The organism is Pseudomonas sp. HD6515 (genome assembly GCF_024971855.1).
In the GTDB taxonomy this organism is placed as follows: Bacteria; Pseudomonadota; Gammaproteobacteria; order Pseudomonadales; family Pseudomonadaceae; genus Aquipseudomonas; species Aquipseudomonas alloputida.
On record NZ_CP079827.1, the window covers coordinates 3,668,239 to 3,687,260 of the forward strand.

The window sequence follows — 19,022 nt, forward strand, 5'->3', positions numbered from 1 at the left end:
TCAAACGCTCGGTGCAGGCCGCCCGAGGCACGGCCGACCAGTCCTCGGCGATTGCCACTGAAACCAGCGCCGGCATGGAGCAGCAGTACCGCCAGGTCGACCAGGTAGCCACCGCCTCCCATGAAATGAGCGCCACCGCCCAGGACGTTGCCCGCAGCGCCGCCCAGGCTGCGCAGGCGGCGCGCGATGCCGACCAGGCCACCCGCGAGGGCTTGGCGGTAATCGACCGCACCACCAGCAGCATCGGTGCCCTGGCCGCCAACATGAGCGACACCATGGCCGAAATAGAAGGCCTGGCGCAGAACAGCGAGAAGATCGGCTCGGTACTGGAAGTGATCCGCTCGATCGCCGAACAGACCAACCTGCTGGCACTCAACGCTGCCATCGAAGCTGCCCGCGCCGGAGAGGCCGGCCGTGGCTTTGCCGTGGTCGCCGATGAGGTGCGCAACCTGGCCCAGCGCACTCAGGAGTCGGTGGAAGAAACCCGTCAGGTCATCGAAGCCCTGCAGAACGGCACCCGCGAAGTGGTCGGCGCCATGGACCACAGCCACCGCCAGGCCCAAGGTGGCGTGGAGCAGGTCGGCCAAGCCGTCACGGCATTGCAGCGCATTGGCCAGGCGGTGACGGTGATCACCGACATGAACCTGCAGATCGCCTCTGCCGCCGAGGAGCAAAGCGCGGTAGCCGAGGAAATCAACAGCAACGTGGCGACCATTCGTGATGTCACTGAATCCCTGTCAGGCCAGGCCAACGAGTCGGCGCGGGTCAGCCAGTCGCTGAACAGCCTGGCCAACCAGCAGCAAGCGCTGATGGACCAGTTCCGCGTCTGAAGCGAACGGGGCCACGCCAGTGGCCCTGAAACTGACAAAACCTCGTCGTCTACACTTGCCCCCACCGCCAAGGCATGGCGAACGACGAGGTTCACATGAAGAGCATTTCAACGCTGCTGGCCGGGCTGCTGTTGACGGTGGGCCTGGCCAGCACCGACAGCGCCACATCGGCAGAGCAACCTGCGCCTATCCATTTTGGTGCCATCGGCTGGGAAAGCGGCGCCCTCACCACCGAGATCCTGCGCCTGATCGTGGAGCGCGGCTACGGCTACCGCACCGACACCCTGCCTGGCAGCACGGTCAGCATGGAGGTGGCCCTGGCGCGCAATGACCTGCAAGTGATCGCCGAGGAATGGGCCGGGCGCAGCCCTGCCTGGGTCAAGGCCGAACAGGCCGGCCAGGTGTTCGCACTGGGCGATACGGTCAAAAATGCAGAGGAAGGTTGGTGGGTACCGGCCTATGTGATCGAGGGCGATGCCGCACGCAACCTGAAGCCCGTGGCGCCTGAGCTGCACAGTGTCGAGGACCTCAAGCGTTACCCGCAGGTATTTTCTGACCCCGAATCGCCCGGTAAAGGGCGTTTTCTCAACAGCCCAAGCGGCTGGACGTCTGAAACCGTCAACAGCCAAAAGCTCAAGGCCTATGGCCTGGATGGCCTCTACAACAACTTCCGCAGTGGCTCCGGCGCCGCGATGGACGCCGAGATCGGTTCGGCTATCCGGCGCGGCAAACCTGTGCTGTTCTACTACTGGAACCCGACCCCGCTGATGGGGCGCTACAAGCTCATCCGGCTGGAAGAACCCCCGTTCGATGCCCAGGCCTGGGCCACCCTCACCGACCCCGCCAACCCCAACCCGAAAGGCAGCCGCTCGCTGCCGGCAAAGTTGTCGATCGGCGTGTCCAAAGCCTTTCGCGAAAACTACCCAGACTTGGTCAGTATGTTCGAACAGGTCAACCTGCCCATCGATCGCCTGAACAAGGCCCTGGCCGTCATGAGCGAAAAACGCACACCCGCGCGCGAAGCCGCCCTCACCTTCCTGCGCGATCACCGCGAGGTGTGGAAAGCCTGGCTGCCGGCGGACATCGCCGCCAAGGTCGAGGCCAGCCTGTGAGCAGCGGTTTCCCGCAGACCCTGCAGTTTTCCTTTGCCGACAGCATCAACCGCCTGGTCGACGGGTTGGTATTGAACTACGGCGACCACCTGCGCAGTTTTTCTGACCAGTTGCTGCAACTGCTGGTCGGCCTGGAGAACCTGTTGCGTCTGTTGCCTTGGTGGCTGTTGTTGTTGCTGGTGGGTCTGCTGGCCTGGCACGCCAGCCGCAGCCTGCTGCGCAGCGCCGTGCTGGTCGCGCTGCTGGCCTTGATCGGTATGCTCGGGCTCTGGGACAAGCTGCTGCAGACCCTGGCCCTGGTGCTGGTCAGTACCGGCCTGTGCGTACTGGTGGGTGTACCGCTGGGCATCCTGCTGGCCGCCCGGCCACTGGCCAGGCGGCTGCTGTTGCCGGTCCTCGATGTGATGCAGACGCTACCTGCGTTCGTTTACCTGATCCCGGTGCTGATGCTGTTTGGCCTGGGCAAGGTGCCTGCCGTGTTCGCCACGCTGATCTACGCCCTGCCGCCGCTGGTGCGGTTGACCGAGCTGGGCTTGAGCCAGATCGACCCCTCGTTGCTGCAGGCCGCACACGGCCTTGGCGCAAGCCGCTGGCAGCGGTTGCGGCGCATCGCCCTGCCCCTGGCGCTGCCGAGTATCATGGCCGGGCTCAACCAGTCGGTCATGATGGCCTTGTCGATGGTGGTCGTGGCGTCGATGATCGGCGCCCGTGGGTTGGGTGAGGATGTGCTGGCGGGGATCCAGACCTTGAATGTTGGCCAAGGGATGGAGGCCGGGCTGGCAATTGTCGCCCTGGCCATGGTGATCGACCGGATCAGCCAGGCCTATGGGCGTAGCAGTCGCTGAGCCGTATCGGCAAGGCCTGGGAGCAGCCTTGTGCTGCGAGAGGGCCGGGCCCGACAATATGCCTCTGTCAGCTGAGAACCGGACCTCAACCGCATGTCCCTGAAAGCCCTGCGCACCTTGGTGACCATCGCCCGCCACGGCACCTTTGCCCGCGCCGCCGACCTGCTCAGCCTCACCCCCTCGGCGGTCAGCCTGCACATCAAAACCCTCGAAGACGAACTGAAGGTGGCCTTGTTCGACCGTAGCCGCAGGCAGGTGGTGCTGACCGAAGCCGGCCAGTTGGCGGTGGCCCGCGCCGAAAGCCTTCTGGCTGCCTATGACGAACTGGCCGATGCCCTGGCCAGCGGCCCAAGCCTGCGCGGCCGCTTGCGCCTCGGGGCGATCCACACGGTGCTGGCGCGGCGCTTGCCCAAGGCGCTGGTGTGGATCAAGGCCCATCACCCGCAGCTACACATCAGCGTGGCCTCGGGCATGTCGGCGGAGCTGGCGCGGCGCGTGGAAGACGGTGAGCTCGATGCGGCGATCACCACCGAACCGGTCAGCCCTTACCCGCAGAACCTGGACTTTACACCGCTGTTCGAGGACCGTTTCTGGGCCATTGCCAGCCCTGAGCTGGCCGGGTATAGCGTGCCGCAGTTGCTGGCCAGCCAGCCATTCCTGCGCTTCGACAAGCGAGCCTGGGCCGGCCGGCAGATCGAGCAGGAACTACGCCGCCAGCAGGTGCAGGTGAGCGAACTGATGGAACTGGACAGCCAGGAAGCCCTGGCGCGCATGGCGGTGATGGGCCTGGGCGTGGCGGTCATCCCCATGGCAGATGACGACCTGCAACGCTTGCCACCCGCCACCTGCCTGCCGTTTGGCGAGCCGCAGCTGACCCGGCGGGTGGTGTTGCTGGAGCATGAAAAAAGCCAGCGGCGGCATTTGAGTGCGGTGTTGAAGACCGCCCTGGAAGCCTGACACCAGGCTGCTCCAAAGCGCGATCTGCACCCACCAACATGCATTTTTCCTCAACGGTCACTGAAGAAAACAACGTTTTTACAGATTGATCCGCCCCCGTAGTCTGTGCACGTACCCGACCACGGAATGCTGACCATGCTGCACTTGCTGCTGACCACCCTGCTCCCCATCATTCTGCTGATAGCGCTGGGTACCTTCCTGCGCCTTCGCGGTTTTCTTGCCGAGAGCTTCTGGCCTGGCGCCGAGCGCCTGAGCTACTACGTCCTGCTGCCGTCGCTGTTCCTCCATGGCCTGGCCACTGCCAACCTCGATGGCATACCGGTGCTTGGCATGGCCGGCGCACTGATGCTCTCGACCCTGGCCGGTGCCGTATTGCTGATGCTGTATCAGGGCGCGGCGAACCATGAGGGTGCCGACTTCACCTCGGTGTTTCAGGGCGGTATCCGCTTCAACAACTACATCGGTGCCACCCTGGCTGCGGGCATCTACGGCAGCGCCGGGATTGCCCTGGCGGCGGTGGCCAACGCTGCCATCGTGCCCTTGGTCAACCTGCTCTGCGTGCTGGTGTTTGCCCGCTTCAGCGCCCGTCACAGTTCGCCCGCCACAGTGCTTCGGGCGATCTTCGCCAACCCGTTGATCGTCGGCTGCGCAGGGGGGCTGGTGCTACGGGCCACGGGGCTGGGCTTGCCGGCCGGTATCGACGCCACGGTCAAGGCCTTGGGCCAGGCCGCACTGCCTTTGGGCCTGCTGTGTGTCGGCGCTGCCCTGGGCGGCGCCAGCCTCGGCCAGCAGGTACGGCCGCTGATGGCAGCATCGACGTTCAAGTTCCTGGTCATGCCACTGACCACCTGGGGCGTTTGCCGGCTGCTCGGCCTGAGTGGCCAGGCAGCGGTGGTGGCGGTGTTGTTCCAGGCGCTGCCAACCGCTTCGTCATCTTATGTCATGGCCCGGCAAATGGGCGGCAATGCGCCACTGATGGCCACCCTCATCGCCCTGCAGACCGTGGCTGCGGCCGCCACCCTGCCTTTGGTATTAATGCTTACGCTTGGCTAGACTGAAATTCTGCCCACTGCCTGGTAATGTGCCCATGCGCCTTCACTTGATGCTGATCGGCTTGACCTCGGCCCTGCTCGCAGCCCCCCTGTATGCCGCTGATCCAGCCAAAGCCGCCGTTGCCGAGGACAAGGCCGCAGTGCTTGAAGAAAAGGTCGTCGAAGATGCGCCGCCCCCCAGGAAGGCAGAGAAACTGACCCCAGGCGAAACGCAGGCAGTGGACCCGGCTGGCCAGGCGCCGCTGGATGACAGCATCACCTGCCTGGCACGTACCATCTACTGGGAAGCCAAGGGCGCCGACGCCAAAGACATGACCGCGGTGGCCAGTGTGGTGCTCAACCGCCTGGGCCACGATGGCTTTCCCGACACCATCTGCGCGGTAGTCAAACAGGGTGTGGAGACCAAGGCCTGTCAGTTCTCATGGTGGTGTGACGGGCGCCCGGACCAGGTCGAGGAACCGCAACGCTACGACATTGCCAAAGAGATCGCACGCAAGGCGCTGAACCAGCAGTTGAAAGACCCCACCGGCGGCGCATTGTACTTTCACGACCGCACGGTGCGCCCCGACTGGGCGAAGGCTTATCGCAAGACCGCGCAGACCACCCACTTCCTGTTCTACAAGCCGAACCAGGCGTTGGCCCATTGACGCGTAAACGGCTGACAACGCCGGCCCGATGCGAATGACTGGCACCTGACCGCACTTTTCCACGGGCCTGGGGTCTACTCCCTCTTTTGCCGCCAGTAACGATTGCCGGTGTTTTCATTGCCTTGCACGACCTCGGGCCAAAAGCCCCGGGCTTGTGTAGGATGAGCAGCGCACACCACGACGCTGCCAGTCATAGGGAGATCCACATGCGCGTCCTGACATCCGTTGTCGCCTTGTCACTGGGCCTGGTCGTTTCGACCGGGGCGCTGGCAGCCACCGGCGAAGAGGCGCAGTTGATCGATTCGATCAATGTCTACCGCAGCAAGGCCCAGCCCTGCGGTGGCGAGGCGTCGTTGGAACTGCCGCCGCTCAACAGCGACACACGCCTAGCGCTGTCGCCAGAGGGCACCCGCGACCTGCAACAGGCCATGACCCGCGCCGCCTACCCCATGGTCAGCGTCCAGGCCATCAGCCTGTCGGGGCCACGCGACGCACGCGCCGCCATGCATGCCATCGAGGAAAGCTTCTGCCAGGTGGTGCTCGACCCGCAATTCGTCGATATCGGCGTCAGCCAGGAGGGCCGCGACTGGCGCATCGTGCTGGCACGGCCGCTGCTCAGCGGCCGCCTGGGCGACTGGCAGGCCGAGGGACAGAAGGTGCTGCAGGAGGTCAACGCCGCGCGCAAGGTGCCACGGCAATGCGGTGGCCAGCCGTTTGCCGCCGCCCCGGCACTGAGCTGGAGCACAGTGCTGGCGGAGGTCGCCGCCAACCACACACGGGCCATGGCCAACCAGAACTTCTTCGACCACATCGACAAAGATGGCCGCACACCCGGTGACCGGGCGGAACTGGCCGGGTACCTGTACCAGCAGATCGGCGAAAATATCACCGCCGGGCGTGACACCGCGCAAAAGGTCGTCAACGGCTGGCTGGACAGCCCGGGGCACTGCGCCACGCTGATGAATCCGGACTTCCGTGAATTGGGCGCTGCCTATGCGATAGACCCCAAGAGCGATGCAGGGATCTACTGGACAGGGTTGTTCGGGACGCCGCAGTAGATCACGTGAGCGGGTAATGACCTGCACGCAACTGCAGGGCCGTACACCCAAACCGACGCCGCACGCACTTGCCAAGGTAGCTGGCATCACCCAGGCCCACCTCATCGGCAATCTGCGCCAGGCTGTGGCTGGAGTTGAGCAAACGCCAGCGCGCCTGCTGCAAGCGCATCTCCAGCCACCAGGCCTTGGTGCTCATGCCGTGGCTGGCCTGGAACTGCCGGTCCAGTTGACGCCGGCTGATGCCCAGTTCTGCGGCCAGTTGCTCCACGGCCAACGGTGTGCCCAGGTGATGACGCATCAGTGCTTGCGCCCGTTGCACCTGGCGCCCCTGACCAGCACCCAGCTCCAGCGAGCGCAAGGCGTGACGGCTGTCGCGGGTCTCGTCCACCAGCATGTCAGCCAGCCCTTTGAGCGCACGGGTTCGCCCGCAAGCGCGTGACAGTAGTGCAACGGCCAGGTCTATGGCGGCAGTGCCACCGGCGCACGTGATGCGGTTGCCATCGATGCAGTACAACTGCTCGCGCAGCAGCTGCAACTGCGGAAAAGCAGCACGAAACTCGGCTTCGTGACGCCAGTGCACCACCACCTTGTGCCCCTGCAGCAGGCCGCAGGCAGCCAGCAGGAAGGCGCCATTGTCGACCCCCACCAGCTTGACTCCCGCCTTGGCGGCCTGCCTGAGCAACGCCTGGTAACGTGGCGCCAGCGCCGCGGTGGCCATGGCACTGCGACCGCCGAACACCACCAGGTAGTCGAAAAGGGCGAGGTCGAGCTGATCGGCAATGGCCTCGACCTGCAGCACCGCGCCACTGCTTGACGGTACCGGCTCAAGGCTGAGCCCCGCCACTGTCCAGCTGCAATAGCGTTGCTGGCTGTAGTCCTCGTCGTCGGCGCTGAAGCGCAATTTGTCGAGAAAGGCGCCAAACGGCAGCAGGGCAAAATCCGGTAACGGCATGATCAGCAAGCGGATGTCGGGCGGCATGAAACCACGTCCAGAAAAGACTCTTGTATGACCAGATAATACCCTTTCAGCTTGAGCGTTGCGCCATAGACTGTCGCCCTCTCTCGAACAAGGCAGTTTTCAACATGGCACTGGATACCTGGCTCATCTACCTGCTGGCCAGCATCGGCCTGTCGCTGACCCCGGGGCCTAACAGCCTGTTGGCATTGACCCATGGCGCGCGCTATGGCGCACGGCGAACGCTGTTCACCATCGTGGGCGGGGTATTGGGTTTCAGCGCCCTCATCGCCTTGACCATGTTCGGCCTCAGCGCACTGCTCCAAACCTCGGCGGCGGTGCTGGGCGTCCTGAAGTGGGTGGGCGGGGCTTATTTGATCTGGCTGGGCATTCAACTGTGGCGCAGTCCAGGCCTGCAGCTGGAACTGACCGCGCACAGCGCGCGGCTGGGCAATGCCGGGCTGTTTCGCCAAGGCCTGCTTTCGGCCATGGCGAACCCCAAGGTGCTGCTGTTCTATGGTGCCTTCCTGCCGCAGTTCATCGACCCACAGCGAGGGCTGGTGCTGCAATTTGCGGTGATGGCCGCGACCTTTGCCAGCGTCGAGTGCCTGGTCGAATACCTGCTGGCGCGCCTGGCGTTTCGCATTCGACCATGGCTGGCCAAGGGTGGCAAAGGTTTCAATCGCTGCTGCGGGAGCCTGTTTGCCTTGATTGGCCTGGCGCTGCCGCTTGGCCGATAGCGGGCCCGCGAACACGGGTGAAACCCGTGCCACCACCGCGTAACGGTTCAACCCCGGCGTGCTTTGAGTAGAAACACAACCAGCGCCACACCCGGCAACCCCGCCCCCACCAGTGCCACGCCATGCCAACCAAACTGGCTGAACAGCGCACTGGCCACCGCCGACCCCAGCGCCCCGCCGAGGAAGATGCTGGTCATGTACACCGCATTCAGCCGCCCGCGGCTGGCAGGGTCCAGTGCGTACACTTCACGCTGGCCGATGACCATGTTCATCTGCACCGCAAAGTCCAGCAACACGCCGGTAAGGCCCAGGCCAATCACGCTGTATCCCGGCACTGTCAGCCCCAGCAACAAGGCCGCCGGCGCCAGCAGCAGCGCCAGCAGCGAGCCGGCCCGGGCATGCCCGGCATCGGCCAGGCGGCCGGCCATGGGCGCAGCAACGGCACCCACCGCGCCGACAAGGGCGAACACAGCGATCTGGCTCTGTGACAGGCCATGCTCACCGGCAAGCGCCATCGGCACCGCCGTCCAGTAAAGGCTGAACGCTGCAAACATCAATGCCTGGTACAACGAACGCTGGCGCAACAGCGGATAACGACGCAGCAGTGTGAGCAGCGACAGCATCAGCCCGGCATAGCTGGCTTTGTGCTCGGGCCGCCGCTGCGGCAAGGTCAATGACAGCAACAGGATGATCGCCAGCATTACCCCGGCGGCGCCAATGAACACCGCACGCCAGCCGAAGTGGTCGGCCACCACGCTCGACAGCGGTCGCGCCAGCAGGATGCCCAGCAGCAAGCCGCCCATGATGTTACCGACCACACGACCACGCTGCTGTTCCGGCGCCAGATGCGCCGCCAGCGGGATAAGCATCTGCACCGACACCGAACTGAAGCCGATCAGCAATGCATAACCCAGGAACAGCTGACCCTGGCCACTGCTGCTGGTGCCCGCCAGCAGCAGGCTGACGCAGGCCAGGACCGCGGTGGCCACCATCAGGCGGCGGTTTTCCAGCAGGTCGGCCAGCGGCACCAGCAATAACAGGCCCAGGGCATAGCCCAACTGCGTGAGCGAAACGATGAGGCTGGCATGCTCGGTGGACAGCCCCAGGTCGGGGGCGATCAGCCCGACGATGGGCTGGGCGTAGTAGATGTTGGCGACGATCGCGCCGCAGCAGAACGCCAGCAGCACTACCAGAGCCCGGCTCAGGCTGGCGGCGGCCGGTTGCGCTGTCGCAAGGGAGGGGTTCATGCGAAGTTCCTCGACAAGGGGTGGGTATATGTCGGCCACCTTACCCATGGACGTCAGCGCCGAGAATCCCGCGGTGGCGCAATGCGGCTTTGCGCGCTGCGCAACACTAGTGACCGTGTATGAGCAAATTTTCGCAAAAGTCGATGAATGCGTTGACTCGCCGTGAGCCCCGGTGGTTGGGCATATACAAGGCGTTGATGCTGTTATTGGCCATGCCAGGGCTGGCCTGCCAGTCGGGGAAGACCCGCTGCAGGCGCCCTGCCAACACATCCTCGCGTACCAGCCAATCGGCCAGCAGTGCGATACCACTGCCTGCCAGTGCCGTTTCACGCAACATGTCGGCATTGGCGCTGCGCAGGGGCCCACTTACGTCCAGTTCCAGGCTGTCCTGGCCACAGGTCAGGCGCCAGGGGCGCGCCTTCTGCCCATAGCGAAAGCGCAGGCAGGCATGGTCAAGCAGCTCCCGGGGATGCTGCAGTGGCTCACGCCCGGCCAGGTAAGCCGGGCTGGCCACCAGCCAACGCTGAAAACGGCCGAGCCGGCGGCACACCAACTCGTCATTAGGCGAGGGGTCGCCCAGGCGAATCGACAGGTCATAGCGCCCGTCAAGCAAATCGTCCAGCCGGTCACTGAGGTCGATGTCCAGTTCCAGCGCCGGGTGCTGCGCCAGGAATGGCCCCAGGTGCGGGGCGATGACCCGCCGGCCGAACTCCACTGGCAGGCTCAGGCGCAGTACACCCACAGGCTCCTCGCCGCGATCGGCGATGCTGGCATCCGCCTCGTCCAGTGCTTCAAAAATGCCCCGTGCCCGCTGGTAGTAACGGGCGCCGGCCTCGGTCAGGCTGACCTGGCGCGTCGAGCGGTTGAGCAAGGTGGCGCCCAGCGACGCTTCCAGGGCATCGACCAGACGTGTCACCGACGATGTCGCCAGCCCTAGCCTGCGCGCGGCAGCAGAAAAGCCTTGGGCATCGACAGTGGCCACGAACATTTTCATCGCCAGCAGCTTGTCCATGTTCAGCCCGTCTTCCAAAACTCGGAAAGTTCTTACAAACAGCCGGGCGGGTCAAGCCGCGCGCGTCAAGGCGATTGCGTCCATAGTGGAATCACCCCATTTCCAAGGAGGCTTACCATGACCCTGAACAACCTGCTGACCGCCCTGCCGCCCTGCGATCCCGCCAGCGCCGAACGTGTCGACGAATTGCTCAGCCGCCCGGGCATCCGCGTGGAGCGTATCGTCTCCAGCGGGCAGGCCAGCCCACCCGGCTTCTGGTACGACCAGGCCGAAGGCGAGTGGATCATGTTGCTCAGTGGTGCTGCCGCCCTGCGTTTCGAGCACGAGCACCACACCCGCCTGCTGGCGCCGGGCGATTGTCTGGACATCCCCCCGCACGACCGCCACCGCGTGGAATGGACCGCACCCGGCACGGCCACCATCTGGCTCGCGGTGTTCTATAGCAGCAGCACCCCATGGCCGGCCTGAAGGGGCCATGCCGGCCCGTGCACAAGGCGCAGTTGTCCCTTCGCCGTGCAAGGTTGGGCTTACGACCAAAGCATGAATACAAATCGAAGAGGCATCATAAACGCCCCGTTCAATGCGTTTTTCAGCACATTATCTATACTTTTAGCCACATCTTCGTAAGTTCAGCCCTGCGACAATCAGCCTCGCTCAATTATGTACCAACTTGTTAATTAGCAAGCTAAGGGCTTAAACTGCGCGCATTCCACCTGCTGAGATCCCTGGCATGAAAGAAACACCGCGCGCCTCTGGCGCCACACACTTCATCCTGGTCGGCCTGGGCGTGATCATCGCCCTGCTCGGCCTCCTCCTCGCTGCTGGCGGCGTCAAGCTCGCCGGTCTGGGCGGTTCCTGGTACTTCCTGATCGGCGGCTTGGCCATGGCCATCGCCGGTGTCCTCATTGCTCGCCGCAAGAAGGCGGGCGCCTGGCTGTATGCCGTGTTCCTGGTCGGTACTGCCATCTGGGCACTGATCGATGCGGGCCTGGTGTTCTGGCCGCTGTTCTCGCGCCTGTTCATGTTCGGCGCAATCGGCATGGTCGTGGCCCTGGTCTACCCGCTGCTGGCGCGTGCCAACGGCGCCAGCGCCGGGCGCGGAGCGTACGGCGTAGCCGGGGTAATGGCCGTGGTACTGGTGATCGCGGTCGGCAACATGTTCGTTGCCCACCCAAGCGTCGCCCCCACCGGCAAGGGCCCGGGCATGACCCCGGTCGAAGCCGGCAAGGAACAGAAAGACTGGGCCCACTACGGCAACACCGAAGGTGGCAGCCGCTTCGCCGCGCTGGACCAGATCAACCGTGACAACGTCAACAAGCTGAAAGTGGCCTGGACCTACCACACCGGCGACGTCGCGATCAGTGACGGCAACGGTGCCGAAGACCAGCTCACCCCGCTGCAGATCGGCAGCAAGGTGTTCATCTGCACCCCGCACAACAACCTGATCGCACTCGATGCCGACACAGGCAAAGAGCTGTGGAAGAACGAAATCAACGCCCAGTCCAAGGTCTGGCAGCGCTGCCGTGGCATGGCGTACTTCGACGCCACCGCCGCCATCGCCCAACCGACCCAGCCGAACAGCTCGCCGGTCACCGGCGGTACCGTACCGGCTGGCGCCAACTGCCAGCGTCGCCTGCTGACCAACACCATCGATGGCCGCCTGATTGCCGTCGACGCCGACACCGGCGAGTTCTGCCAGGGCTTCGGCAACAACGGCCAGGTCAACCTGATGGCCGGCCTGGGTAACGTGCCAGACTCCTACTACCAGCTGTCTTCGGCACCGCTGATGGCCGGCACTACCGTAGTGGTCGGCGGCCGTGTTGCCGACAACGTCCAGACCGATATGCCAGGCGGCGTGATCCGCGGCTTTGACGTGATCACCGGTGAAATGCGCTGGGCCTTCGACCCGGGCAACCCGGAAGACCGCCAGGCTCCGCAGGGCGACAAGACCTACGTGCGCAGCACCCCGAACAGCTGGGCACCGATGTCCTATGACCCGGCGATGAACACCGTGTTCCTGCCGATGGGCTCGTCCTCCACCGACATCTACGGTGTTGAACGCAGCAAGCTGGACCACACCTACGGCGCTTCGGTGCTGGCCCTGGATGCCGCCACCGGCAACCAGAAGTGGGTGTTCCAGACGGTGCACAACGACCTGTGGGACTTCGACCTGCCGATGCAGCCGAGCCTGATCGACTTCACCAAGGACGACGGCCAGTCGGTACCTGCGGTGGTGATCGGCACCAAGGCCGGGCAGATCTACGTGCTCGACCGTGCCACCGGCAAGCCGCTGACCCAGGTCGACGAAGTACCGGTCAAGCCAAGCAACATCCCGAACGAGCCGTACTCCCCTACCCAGCCCAAGTCGGTGGGCATGCCGCAGATCGGCGCGCAGACCCTGACCGAATCGGACATGTGGGGCGCCACCCCGTATGACCAACTGCTGTGCCGCATCGACTTCAAGAAGATGCGCTACGACGGCCTGTACACCGCGCCGGGTACCGACCTGTCGCTGAGCTTCCCGGGTTCGCTGGGTGGCATGAACTGGGGCAGCATTTCTACCGACCCGGTACATGGCTTCATCTTCGTCAACGACATGCGTCTGGGCCTGTGGATCCAGATGATCCCGTCGCAGAACAAAGGTGGCGCGGCTTCCGGTGGCGAAGCACTGAACACTGGCATGGGCGCGGTACCGCTCAAGGGCACCCCGTATGCCGTGAACAAGAACCGCTTCCTGTCGGTCGCCGGCATTCCATGCCAGGCACCGCCGTTCGGCACCCTGACCGCCATCGACATGAAGACCCGCCAGGTGGCCTGGCAGGTGCCGGTGGGTACCGTTGAAGACACCGGCCCGCTCGGCATCCGCATGCACCTGCCGATCAAGATCGGCCTGCCAACGCTGGGCGGCACCCTGTCTACCCAGGGCGGCCTGGTGTTCATCGCCGGCACCCAGGACTTCTACCTGCGTGCCTACGACAGCAGCAACGGTAACGAAATCTGGAAGGCTCGCCTGCCAGTAGGCAGCCAGGGCGGCCCGATGACCTACGTCTCGCCGAAGACCGGCAAGCAGTACGTGGTGATCACCGCTGGCGGCGCCCGCCAGTCGACTGACCGCGGCGACTATGTGATTTCTTACGCTCTGCCGTAAGACCGCGTCGCCTGCTTCGCGGGCAAGCCCGCTCCTACAAGGCCCCTGTAGGAGCGGGCTTGCCCGCGAATGCCCCTCAAAGACAATCCGAGATTCTGTAATGCCATCCGCAATTCGCATCACCCCCACCCTGCTGCTGGCCCTGGCCAGCACCACCGCACTTGCCAACGACGACCTCATGACCCGCAGCACCCTGACCGGTGACTGGGGCGGCCTGCGTCATCAACTCGAAGAAGACGGCGTCAAGATCACCGGCGACTACAGCGGTGAAACCGCCTACAACGCCCATGGCGGCCTGCACCGTTCGGCGCGCTATTCGCAGAACGTCAAGCTGGGCGTGCAGTTCGACCTGTCGAAACTGTACGGCCTGGACAACGGCGGCAAGGTCCAGCTGACCATCAACGACCGCCGCGGCAACAGCGCCTCGGAAGACCTGGTAGGCAACCGCCTGCCAATCCAGGAAAACTTCGGCGGCCTGTACACCCGCCTGACCGAGCTGAGCTACGAGCGCACGCTGTTCACCCCGGCGCTCAACGTAAAACTCGGCTACATGGCCATGGGCAACGACCTCGGCGGCTTGGACAGCGGCATCCTGTGCAACTTCATGAACGCCGGCTTCTGCGGCCACCCGCTGAACATGTCGGGCGGCAGTGGCTGGACCAATTACCCCAACGCCCACCTCGGCGTGCGGGTGAAGTACGACCTGTCACCTGCCTGGCAGTTGCGCGTGGCGGCGTTCAACGTCGACCCCGAAAGCAACGGCAACTCCAGCCGCGCTTGGCACCTGGGGCCCAAGCACACCACCGGCACCGTGGTACCGGTAGAACTGGTATACAAGCTGCAGGGTGAACTGCCAGGCGAGTACAAGCTTGGTTACTACTACGACAGCTCTGATGTGAAACGCATCGGCAGCGATGATGAAGTGTCCGGCCGGGGTGGACATTACCTGCTGGTCGACCAGGCGGTGTGGAACGACCAGGCCTCCCCAGGCCGAAGCCTGCACGCCTTCGGCCAGTACTCGGCGTCGAGCAAGGCCGCTTCGCCGTTCACCAAGTGGTATGGCGCCGGCGTGGTGCTGTACAAGCCGTTCGAAGGCCGCCCGAAGGATACCGTGGCACTGGGTTACGGCCGGGCCGTACCCAACCCGCGTAGCCGCGATGTGCTGGAAGATGCCGCGTTCAACGCGGGCCAGCAGTTCCCGGATATCGACAGCGCCGAACAGTTGATCGAACTGAGCTACGGCTACCAGGCCACGCCATGGCTGAACCTGCGCCCGGATGTGCAATACATCATCGAGCCAGGGGCGTTTTCGGGCAAAGACATCGACAACGCACTCGTGGTCGGCCTGCAGGTCAAGGCGACCTTCTGAACCGCCGGGGCCGCACCGCGGCCCCATCCGCCGGCGCAACCCTCAAGCCTGTTTGAGGTAGTCCACCAGTCTCAGCAGCATGGCATCACAGCCGCGCAACTGCTCGACACTGACAAACTCATCCGGCTTATGGCCCTGGTCCATGCTGCCAGGGCCGCACACCACGGTGGGGATGCCCGCCTGGTCGAACAAGCCACCTTCGGTACCAAACGCTACCGTGCCGAACGTATCCGAGCCGCTGAGTAGCGCCACCAAGCGCGCAGCCTCGCTGTCTTCCGGTGTCGCCAGCCCCGGATAGGCACTCAGCGGCGCCAGGCGAATGGCGCTGGCGGTATTGACCTTGCGCATACGCGGCAGCAACTCGGCTTCAGCATAGGTTTGTAACTGGTCGGCCACCGCCTGCGCCTCGAACCCAGGGAGCGCGCGCACTTCGAAATCGAACTCGCACTCGGCCGGCACGATGTTCAGCGCCCTGCCCCCTTTGATCACCCCGGTCTGCACCGTGGAGAACGGCGGATCGAAGCGCTCGTCGTGATGAGCCGGCAGTGCCAGGGCCTCGCCGATTTCACCCAACTTGCCAATCAGTTTCGCCGCATACTCGATGGCGTTCACCCCATACGGCGCGTACGCCGAATGGCACGCCGCGCCCTGTACCTGGCAACGCATTGCCAGCTTGCCCTTGTGCCCCAGCACCGGTTTGAGTTCGGTGGGTTCACCGATCAGGCACAGCCGTGGTTTACACGGGCGCTGTTCGAGGGCAGCCAGCATCGAGCGCACGCCCAGGCAACCGACTTCTTCGTCGTAGGAAAACGCCAGGTGTACCGGCATGCGCAACGGCTGCGCGAGAAACGCGGGCACAGCAGCCAACACCGAGGCGATAAAGCCTTTCATGTCGGCCGTGCCGCGGCCATACAGGCGGCCGTCACGCTCACTCAGGGCGAACGGCTCGACCGTCCAGGCCTGGCCATCCACCGGCACTACATCGGTATGCCCGGACAGCACCACACCGCCAACATCCCCGGGGCCGACAGTGGCGAACAAATTGGCCTTGGTGCCCTCCGGGTTATGGAACAGCTCGCACGCCACCCCCAGCTCGGCCAGGTAATCACGGATAAAACCGATCAGCGCCAGGTTGGAGTCGCGGCTCACCGTGGCAAAGCCGATCAGCCGGGCCAGCAGTGCGCGACTGGCAAATTCACTCATCGCCCGGCACCCCATAACGTGGCGCGGCGGTCGGGTTGAGGGCGCGGGTGACGTAATCCTGCATCTGCGGGCGATAGGCTTGCCACAGGCCATCGAGCACGCCGATCGGGTCGCTGTCGGCCCAGTCGACGCGCAGGTCCACCAGCGGCCAGGTCAGCTCGCCAGCAATCTTCAGCGCCGCCGAGTGCACGGGCCCGGCTTCGCCACCCGCTGCCATCGCCGCGTGCATGGCTGCCAGCAGGCGGTCGGCCAGGTGGCCGCCGGCCTGCTCGAAGGCCAGCACCATGGCTTCGATCACCTGGGTCGAGGACAGCAGGTTGCCAGCCGCCGCGCATTGTTCGCCGGCCATTGCATGGTGTGTGCCCAAGGCTTCCCGCCCGGTGAACAAGGCCACCTGGCCTTGGCTGTCGATCACCGTGACCTGGCGGTACTCACTCCAGCCATTGGCACTGAGCACCCTGTCCAGCGCAGCGGCGGGCGGCAACTGGCCATGCTCCAGGGCATCGAGAATCTGCGGGCCCAGCGCCGGCAGGGTGATGTTCTGGGTCGAGACCGCGCCCACACCGGCACGCACCCAGGGGCAACGAGCCCCCACGGCGATGCTCGACGAGCTGATGGCGATACCGACCTGGCCGGTTTCCTGGCAACGACCGATGATGGAGAACGTCATGTCATGGTTCCTGTTGTGCTGTGCGATACACGGCATTCTGAGTGGAACCTTCGGGCGGGCGAAACGACCTTTTTCCGAGGGGGTAGGCAGGAAAAAACTAGGCTCACGGGCCCGCCCTTCGCACCCGCTCGAAAAACCACGTCACCCACCCGGCCAACCTGCCCCACAGGCCAGAGAAATCAAGGCCTTCGCCGTTTTATCGGCAAGCACCAGCTAAATACTATTTTCGCCATTTCCACGGCATCCCTAGTCTGGCTCCAGGCAACGGCGGTCCTCCAAAACGACCTGACAAAAACCGCCTGAACAAGGGCTCGGACATGACACTGAACAACCTCGAAATCGACACCCTCGTCGTCGGCGCCGGCCAGGCCGGCGTGGCCATGAGCGAACACCTGAGCAAGCTTGGCGTGCCGCACCTGGTACTGGAGCGCAACCGCATCGCGCAGGCCTGGCGTACCGGCCGCTGGGACTCGCTGGTCGCCAACGGCCCGGCCTGGCACGACCGCTTCCCGGGGCTGGAATTCAACCTCGACGCCGATGCATTCGCCGGCAAGGACCAGGTGGCCGACTACTTCGAGCAGTACGTACGCAAGTACAACCTGCCCGTGCGCACCGGCATTGAAGTGAAGCGCGTGGTGCGTAACAGCGACCGCCCAGGCTTCACCATCGACACCAATGAAGGCGTGATTCGCGCCAACCGCGTAGTCGCTGCCACCGGCCCGTTCCAGAAGCCGGTGATCCCAGCCATCGCGCCGAAAGACAGCAACCTGCACCAGATTCATTCCGCCGCTTATTTCAACCCAGAGCAGTTGCCTGAAGGCGCGGTACTGGTGGTCGGTGCCGGTTCTTCCGGTGTGCAGATTGCCGAGGAATTGATGCGCGCCGGGCGCCAGGTGTACCTGTCGGTCGGCGCCCACGACCGCCCGCCGCGTGCCTACCGCAACCGTGACTTCTGCTGGTGGCTGGGCGTGCTGGGCGAGTGGGACGCGGAAATTGCCAAACCCGGTCGCGAGCATGTGACCATCGCGGTCAGCGGCGCCCGTGGTGGCCACACCGTGGACTTCCGCGCCCTCGCCCACCAGGGCATGACCCTGGTCGGCCTGACCCAGTCGTTCGAGAACGGCGTCGCGCGCTTCCAGGACAACCTGGTCGAGAACATCAACCGCGGCGACGACAACTACCTGGCCCTGCTGGATGCGGCCGATGCCTACATCGAACGCAACGGCCTGGACCTGCCGGAAGAGCCCGAAGCCCGCCAGCGCCTGGCCGACCCGGAGTGCATGCGCAACCCGCTGCAGCAGCTGGACCTGGCCAAGGCCGGCGTCCGCAGCATCATCTGGGCCACCGGTTACGGCGTGGACTTCAGCTGGCTGCAGGTAGACACCTTCGATGCCAACGGCAAGCCCCAGCACCAGCGTGGTGTGGCCCGTGAACCGGGCGTGTACTTCCTCGGCCTGCCGTGGTTGTCGCGCCGTGGTTCATCGTTCATCTGGGGGGTGTGGCACGACGCCAAGCACGTCGCCGGCCACATCGCCACGCAACGTACCTACACCGCCTACCGCGACCGCGAGCAACGCGCAGCGGATGAGCAGCAAACCGCCAAGATCAGCAATGTCAGCACCCTCGGAGCCCACTGATGCCTACCCATACTCGCATCCGCATGTTCAACACCAAGGAAACCTACCCCAACCAGACCCTGGACAACGACTTGTGCCAGGCCGTGCGGGCAGGCAATACCATCTACGTGCGTGGCCAGGTCGGTACCGACTTCGAAGGCAAGCTGGTAGGCCTGGGTGACCCGCGCGCACAAACCGAACAGGCGATGAAGAACGTCAAGCAACTGCTTGAAGAAGCCGGCTCGGACCTGTCGCACATCGTCAAGACCACCACCTACATCACCGACCCGCGCTTCCGCGAGCCGGTGTACAAAGAGGTGGGCAAGTGGCTCAAGGGCGTGTTCCCGATTTCCACCGGGTTGGTGGTGGCCGGGTTGGCCCAGGCCGAGTGGCTGATGGAGATCGACGTGATCGCCGTGGTACCCGATCAGGAATAACCACAGGCCTGAATGACGGCGGGTGACTGCCACCTGCCCGTCCAGCCACGCCTGGGTTGCCCGTGCCGCTGCTTGCAAGCGTTGAGGTGCGGGCACGCCAACGGACGACGGCACTTGCACACTG

18 protein-coding genes are annotated in these 19,022 nt (G+C 64.6%); 13 read left to right on the forward strand and 5 right to left on the reverse strand.

Translation table 11 applies throughout. The features are described from left to right. The first annotated feature begins 74 nt into the window (after nt 1-74). The 7 genes from KW568_RS31170 to KW568_RS16960 all read left to right on the forward strand — a co-directional run bounded on the left by KW568_RS31170 (nt 75) and on the right by KW568_RS16960 (nt 6,501). Nucleotides 75-830, forward strand: coding sequence for a methyl-accepting chemotaxis protein (locus KW568_RS31170; protein WP_241792063.1), 756 nt, complete (start codon nt 75-77; stop codon nt 828-830). 95 nt (nt 831-925) lie between these two features. Then, nucleotides 926-1,942, forward strand: a complete 1,017-nt coding sequence (locus KW568_RS16935; protein ID WP_004575303.1) for an ABC transporter substrate-binding protein — start codon at nt 926-928, stop codon at nt 1,940-1,942. Beyond that, entirely contained in the window at nt 1,939-2,787 is an 849-nt protein-coding gene (locus KW568_RS16940; protein ID WP_003247791.1) for a proline/glycine betaine ABC transporter permease, read from the forward strand. Before KW568_RS16935 ends, KW568_RS16940 begins: the two co-directional genes overlap by 4 nt. Nucleotides 2,788-2,880: 93 nt before the next feature. After that, on the forward strand, nt 2,881-3,744 hold the full coding sequence (locus KW568_RS16945; protein ID WP_004575302.1) for a LysR family transcriptional regulator: 864 nt from the start codon (nt 2,881-2,883) through the stop codon (nt 3,742-3,744). A 135-nt stretch (nt 3,745-3,879) separates the two neighbouring features. Continuing rightward, entirely contained in the window at nt 3,880-4,797 is a 918-nt protein-coding gene (locus KW568_RS16950) for an AEC family transporter (protein ID WP_003247787.1), read from the forward strand. A gap of 34 nt (nt 4,798-4,831) precedes the next feature. Next, the gene (locus KW568_RS16955) at nt 4,832-5,443 is read left to right on the forward strand and encodes a cell wall hydrolase (RefSeq protein ID WP_004575301.1); all 612 of its coding nucleotides are present in this window, start codon (nt 4,832-4,834) and stop codon (nt 5,441-5,443) included. A gap of 206 nt (nt 5,444-5,649) precedes the next feature. Further along, on the forward strand, nt 5,650-6,501 hold the full coding sequence (locus tag KW568_RS16960) for a CAP domain-containing protein (protein WP_004575300.1): 852 nt from the start codon (nt 5,650-5,652) through the stop codon (nt 6,499-6,501). A gap of 1 nt (nt 6,502) precedes the next feature. Here the strand turns inward: KW568_RS16960 and KW568_RS16965 are convergent, their stop codons facing one another. Continuing rightward, nucleotides 6,503-7,480 carry a GlxA family transcriptional regulator gene (locus KW568_RS16965; RefSeq protein WP_004575299.1) on the reverse strand — a complete coding sequence of 326 codons (978 nt, stop codon included), beginning with the start codon at nt 7,478-7,480 and terminating at the stop codon, nt 6,503-6,505. A 104-nt stretch (nt 7,481-7,584) separates the two neighbouring features. On the opposite strand from KW568_RS16965, the gene KW568_RS16970 reads away from it, so the two are divergent. Continuing rightward, a complete protein-coding gene (locus KW568_RS16970) occupies nt 7,585-8,196 on the forward strand; it encodes a LysE family translocator (RefSeq protein ID WP_004575298.1) in 612 nt (203 codons plus the stop codon). Nucleotides 8,197-8,243: 47 nt separating this feature from the next. On the opposite strand, the gene KW568_RS16975 is transcribed toward KW568_RS16970, so the two are convergent. Next, nucleotides 8,244-9,443 (reverse strand): MFS transporter, encoded by a 1,200-nt coding sequence (locus tag KW568_RS16975; protein WP_004575297.1) that lies wholly within the window; start codon nt 9,441-9,443, stop codon nt 8,244-8,246. A 106-nt stretch (nt 9,444-9,549) separates the two neighbouring features. Continuing rightward, a complete protein-coding gene (locus KW568_RS16980; protein ID WP_004575296.1) occupies nt 9,550-10,455 on the reverse strand; it encodes a LysR family transcriptional regulator in 906 nt (301 codons plus the stop codon). A 117-nt stretch (nt 10,456-10,572) separates the two neighbouring features. Here KW568_RS16980 and KW568_RS16985 point away from each other — a divergent pair, with 117 nt between their 5' ends. The 3 genes from KW568_RS16985 (at nt 10,573) to KW568_RS16995 (ending at nt 14,972) form a co-directional block, all read left to right on the forward strand. Continuing rightward, the gene (locus tag KW568_RS16985; RefSeq protein WP_003247774.1) at nt 10,573-10,923 is read left to right on the forward strand and encodes a cupin domain-containing protein; all 351 of its coding nucleotides are present in this window, start codon (nt 10,573-10,575) and stop codon (nt 10,921-10,923) included. 262 nt (nt 10,924-11,185) lie between these two features. Continuing rightward, nucleotides 11,186-13,603 carry a glucose/quinate/shikimate family membrane-bound PQQ-dependent dehydrogenase gene (locus tag KW568_RS16990; RefSeq protein WP_004575295.1) on the forward strand — a complete coding sequence of 806 codons (2,418 nt, stop codon included), beginning with the start codon at nt 11,186-11,188 and terminating at the stop codon, nt 13,601-13,603. Nucleotides 13,604-13,703: 100 nt separating this feature from the next. After that, a complete protein-coding gene (locus KW568_RS16995; RefSeq protein WP_004575294.1) occupies nt 13,704-14,972 on the forward strand; it encodes a carbohydrate porin in 1,269 nt (422 codons plus the stop codon). Between the two features lie 42 nt (nt 14,973-15,014). On the opposite strand, the gene argE is transcribed toward KW568_RS16995, so the two are convergent. Then, complete coding sequence (gene argE, locus KW568_RS17000; RefSeq protein WP_004575293.1) at nt 15,015-16,175, reverse strand: acetylornithine deacetylase; 1,161 nt, start codon at nt 16,173-16,175, stop codon at nt 15,015-15,017. Beyond that, nucleotides 16,168-16,845 (reverse strand): DUF1028 domain-containing protein, encoded by a 678-nt coding sequence (locus KW568_RS17005; protein ID WP_004575292.1) that lies wholly within the window; start codon nt 16,843-16,845, stop codon nt 16,168-16,170. The genes argE and KW568_RS17005 overlap by 8 nt, the downstream gene beginning before the upstream one ends. A gap of 317 nt (nt 16,846-17,162) precedes the next feature. Between KW568_RS17005 and KW568_RS17010 the strand changes: the two genes are divergently transcribed. Together KW568_RS17010 and KW568_RS17015 are read left to right on the forward strand one after the other, a co-directional pair. Next, nucleotides 17,163-18,482: an NAD(P)/FAD-dependent oxidoreductase gene (locus KW568_RS17010; protein ID WP_004575291.1), complete on the forward strand. Its 1,320-nt coding sequence runs from the start codon at nt 17,163-17,165 to the stop codon at nt 18,480-18,482. Then, nucleotides 18,482-18,898 carry a RidA family protein gene (locus KW568_RS17015; protein WP_003247763.1) on the forward strand — a complete coding sequence of 139 codons (417 nt, stop codon included), beginning with the start codon at nt 18,482-18,484 and terminating at the stop codon, nt 18,896-18,898. The genes KW568_RS17010 and KW568_RS17015 overlap by 1 nt, the downstream gene beginning before the upstream one ends. Nucleotides 18,899-19,022 lie beyond the last annotated feature (124 nt).

What these genes read in the sequence shown, in the direction of transcription:
- KW568_RS31170 (WP_241792063.1), top strand. Translation starts at nt 75, where the DNA reads ATGGAGCAGCAGTACCGCCAGGTCGACCAGGTAGCCACCGCCTCCCAT.
- KW568_RS16935 (WP_004575303.1), top strand. Translation starts at nt 926, where the DNA reads ATGAAGAGCATTTCAACGCTGCTGGCCGGGCTGCTGTTGACGGTGGGC.
- KW568_RS16945 (WP_004575302.1), top strand. Translation starts at nt 2,881, where the DNA reads ATGTCCCTGAAAGCCCTGCGCACCTTGGTGACCATCGCCCGCCACGGC.
- KW568_RS16950 (WP_003247787.1), top strand. Translation starts at nt 3,880, where the DNA reads ATGCTGCACTTGCTGCTGACCACCCTGCTCCCCATCATTCTGCTGATA.
- KW568_RS16955 (WP_004575301.1), top strand. Translation starts at nt 4,832, where the DNA reads ATGCGCCTTCACTTGATGCTGATCGGCTTGACCTCGGCCCTGCTCGCA.
- KW568_RS16960 (WP_004575300.1), top strand. Translation starts at nt 5,650, where the DNA reads ATGCGCGTCCTGACATCCGTTGTCGCCTTGTCACTGGGCCTGGTCGTT.
- KW568_RS16965 (WP_004575299.1), bottom strand. Translation starts at nt 7,480, where the DNA reads ATGCCGCCCGACATCCGCTTGCTGATCATGCCGTTACCGGATTTTGCC.
- KW568_RS16970 (WP_004575298.1), top strand. Translation starts at nt 7,585, where the DNA reads ATGGCACTGGATACCTGGCTCATCTACCTGCTGGCCAGCATCGGCCTG.
- KW568_RS16975 (WP_004575297.1), bottom strand. Translation starts at nt 9,443, where the DNA reads ATGAACCCCTCCCTTGCGACAGCGCAACCGGCCGCCGCCAGCCTGAGC.
- KW568_RS16980 (WP_004575296.1), bottom strand. Translation starts at nt 10,455, where the DNA reads ATGGACAAGCTGCTGGCGATGAAAATGTTCGTGGCCACTGTCGATGCC.
- KW568_RS16985 (WP_003247774.1), top strand. Translation starts at nt 10,573, where the DNA reads ATGACCCTGAACAACCTGCTGACCGCCCTGCCGCCCTGCGATCCCGCC.
- KW568_RS16990 (WP_004575295.1), top strand. Translation starts at nt 11,186, where the DNA reads ATGAAAGAAACACCGCGCGCCTCTGGCGCCACACACTTCATCCTGGTC.
- KW568_RS16995 (WP_004575294.1), top strand. Translation starts at nt 13,704, where the DNA reads ATGCCATCCGCAATTCGCATCACCCCCACCCTGCTGCTGGCCCTGGCC.
- argE (WP_004575293.1), bottom strand. Translation starts at nt 16,175, where the DNA reads ATGAGTGAATTTGCCAGTCGCGCACTGCTGGCCCGGCTGATCGGCTTT.
- KW568_RS17005 (WP_004575292.1), bottom strand. Translation starts at nt 16,845, where the DNA reads ATGACGTTCTCCATCATCGGTCGTTGCCAGGAAACCGGCCAGGTCGGT.
- KW568_RS17010 (WP_004575291.1), top strand. Translation starts at nt 17,163, where the DNA reads ATGACACTGAACAACCTCGAAATCGACACCCTCGTCGTCGGCGCCGGC.
- KW568_RS17015 (WP_003247763.1), top strand. Translation starts at nt 18,482, where the DNA reads ATGCCTACCCATACTCGCATCCGCATGTTCAACACCAAGGAAACCTAC.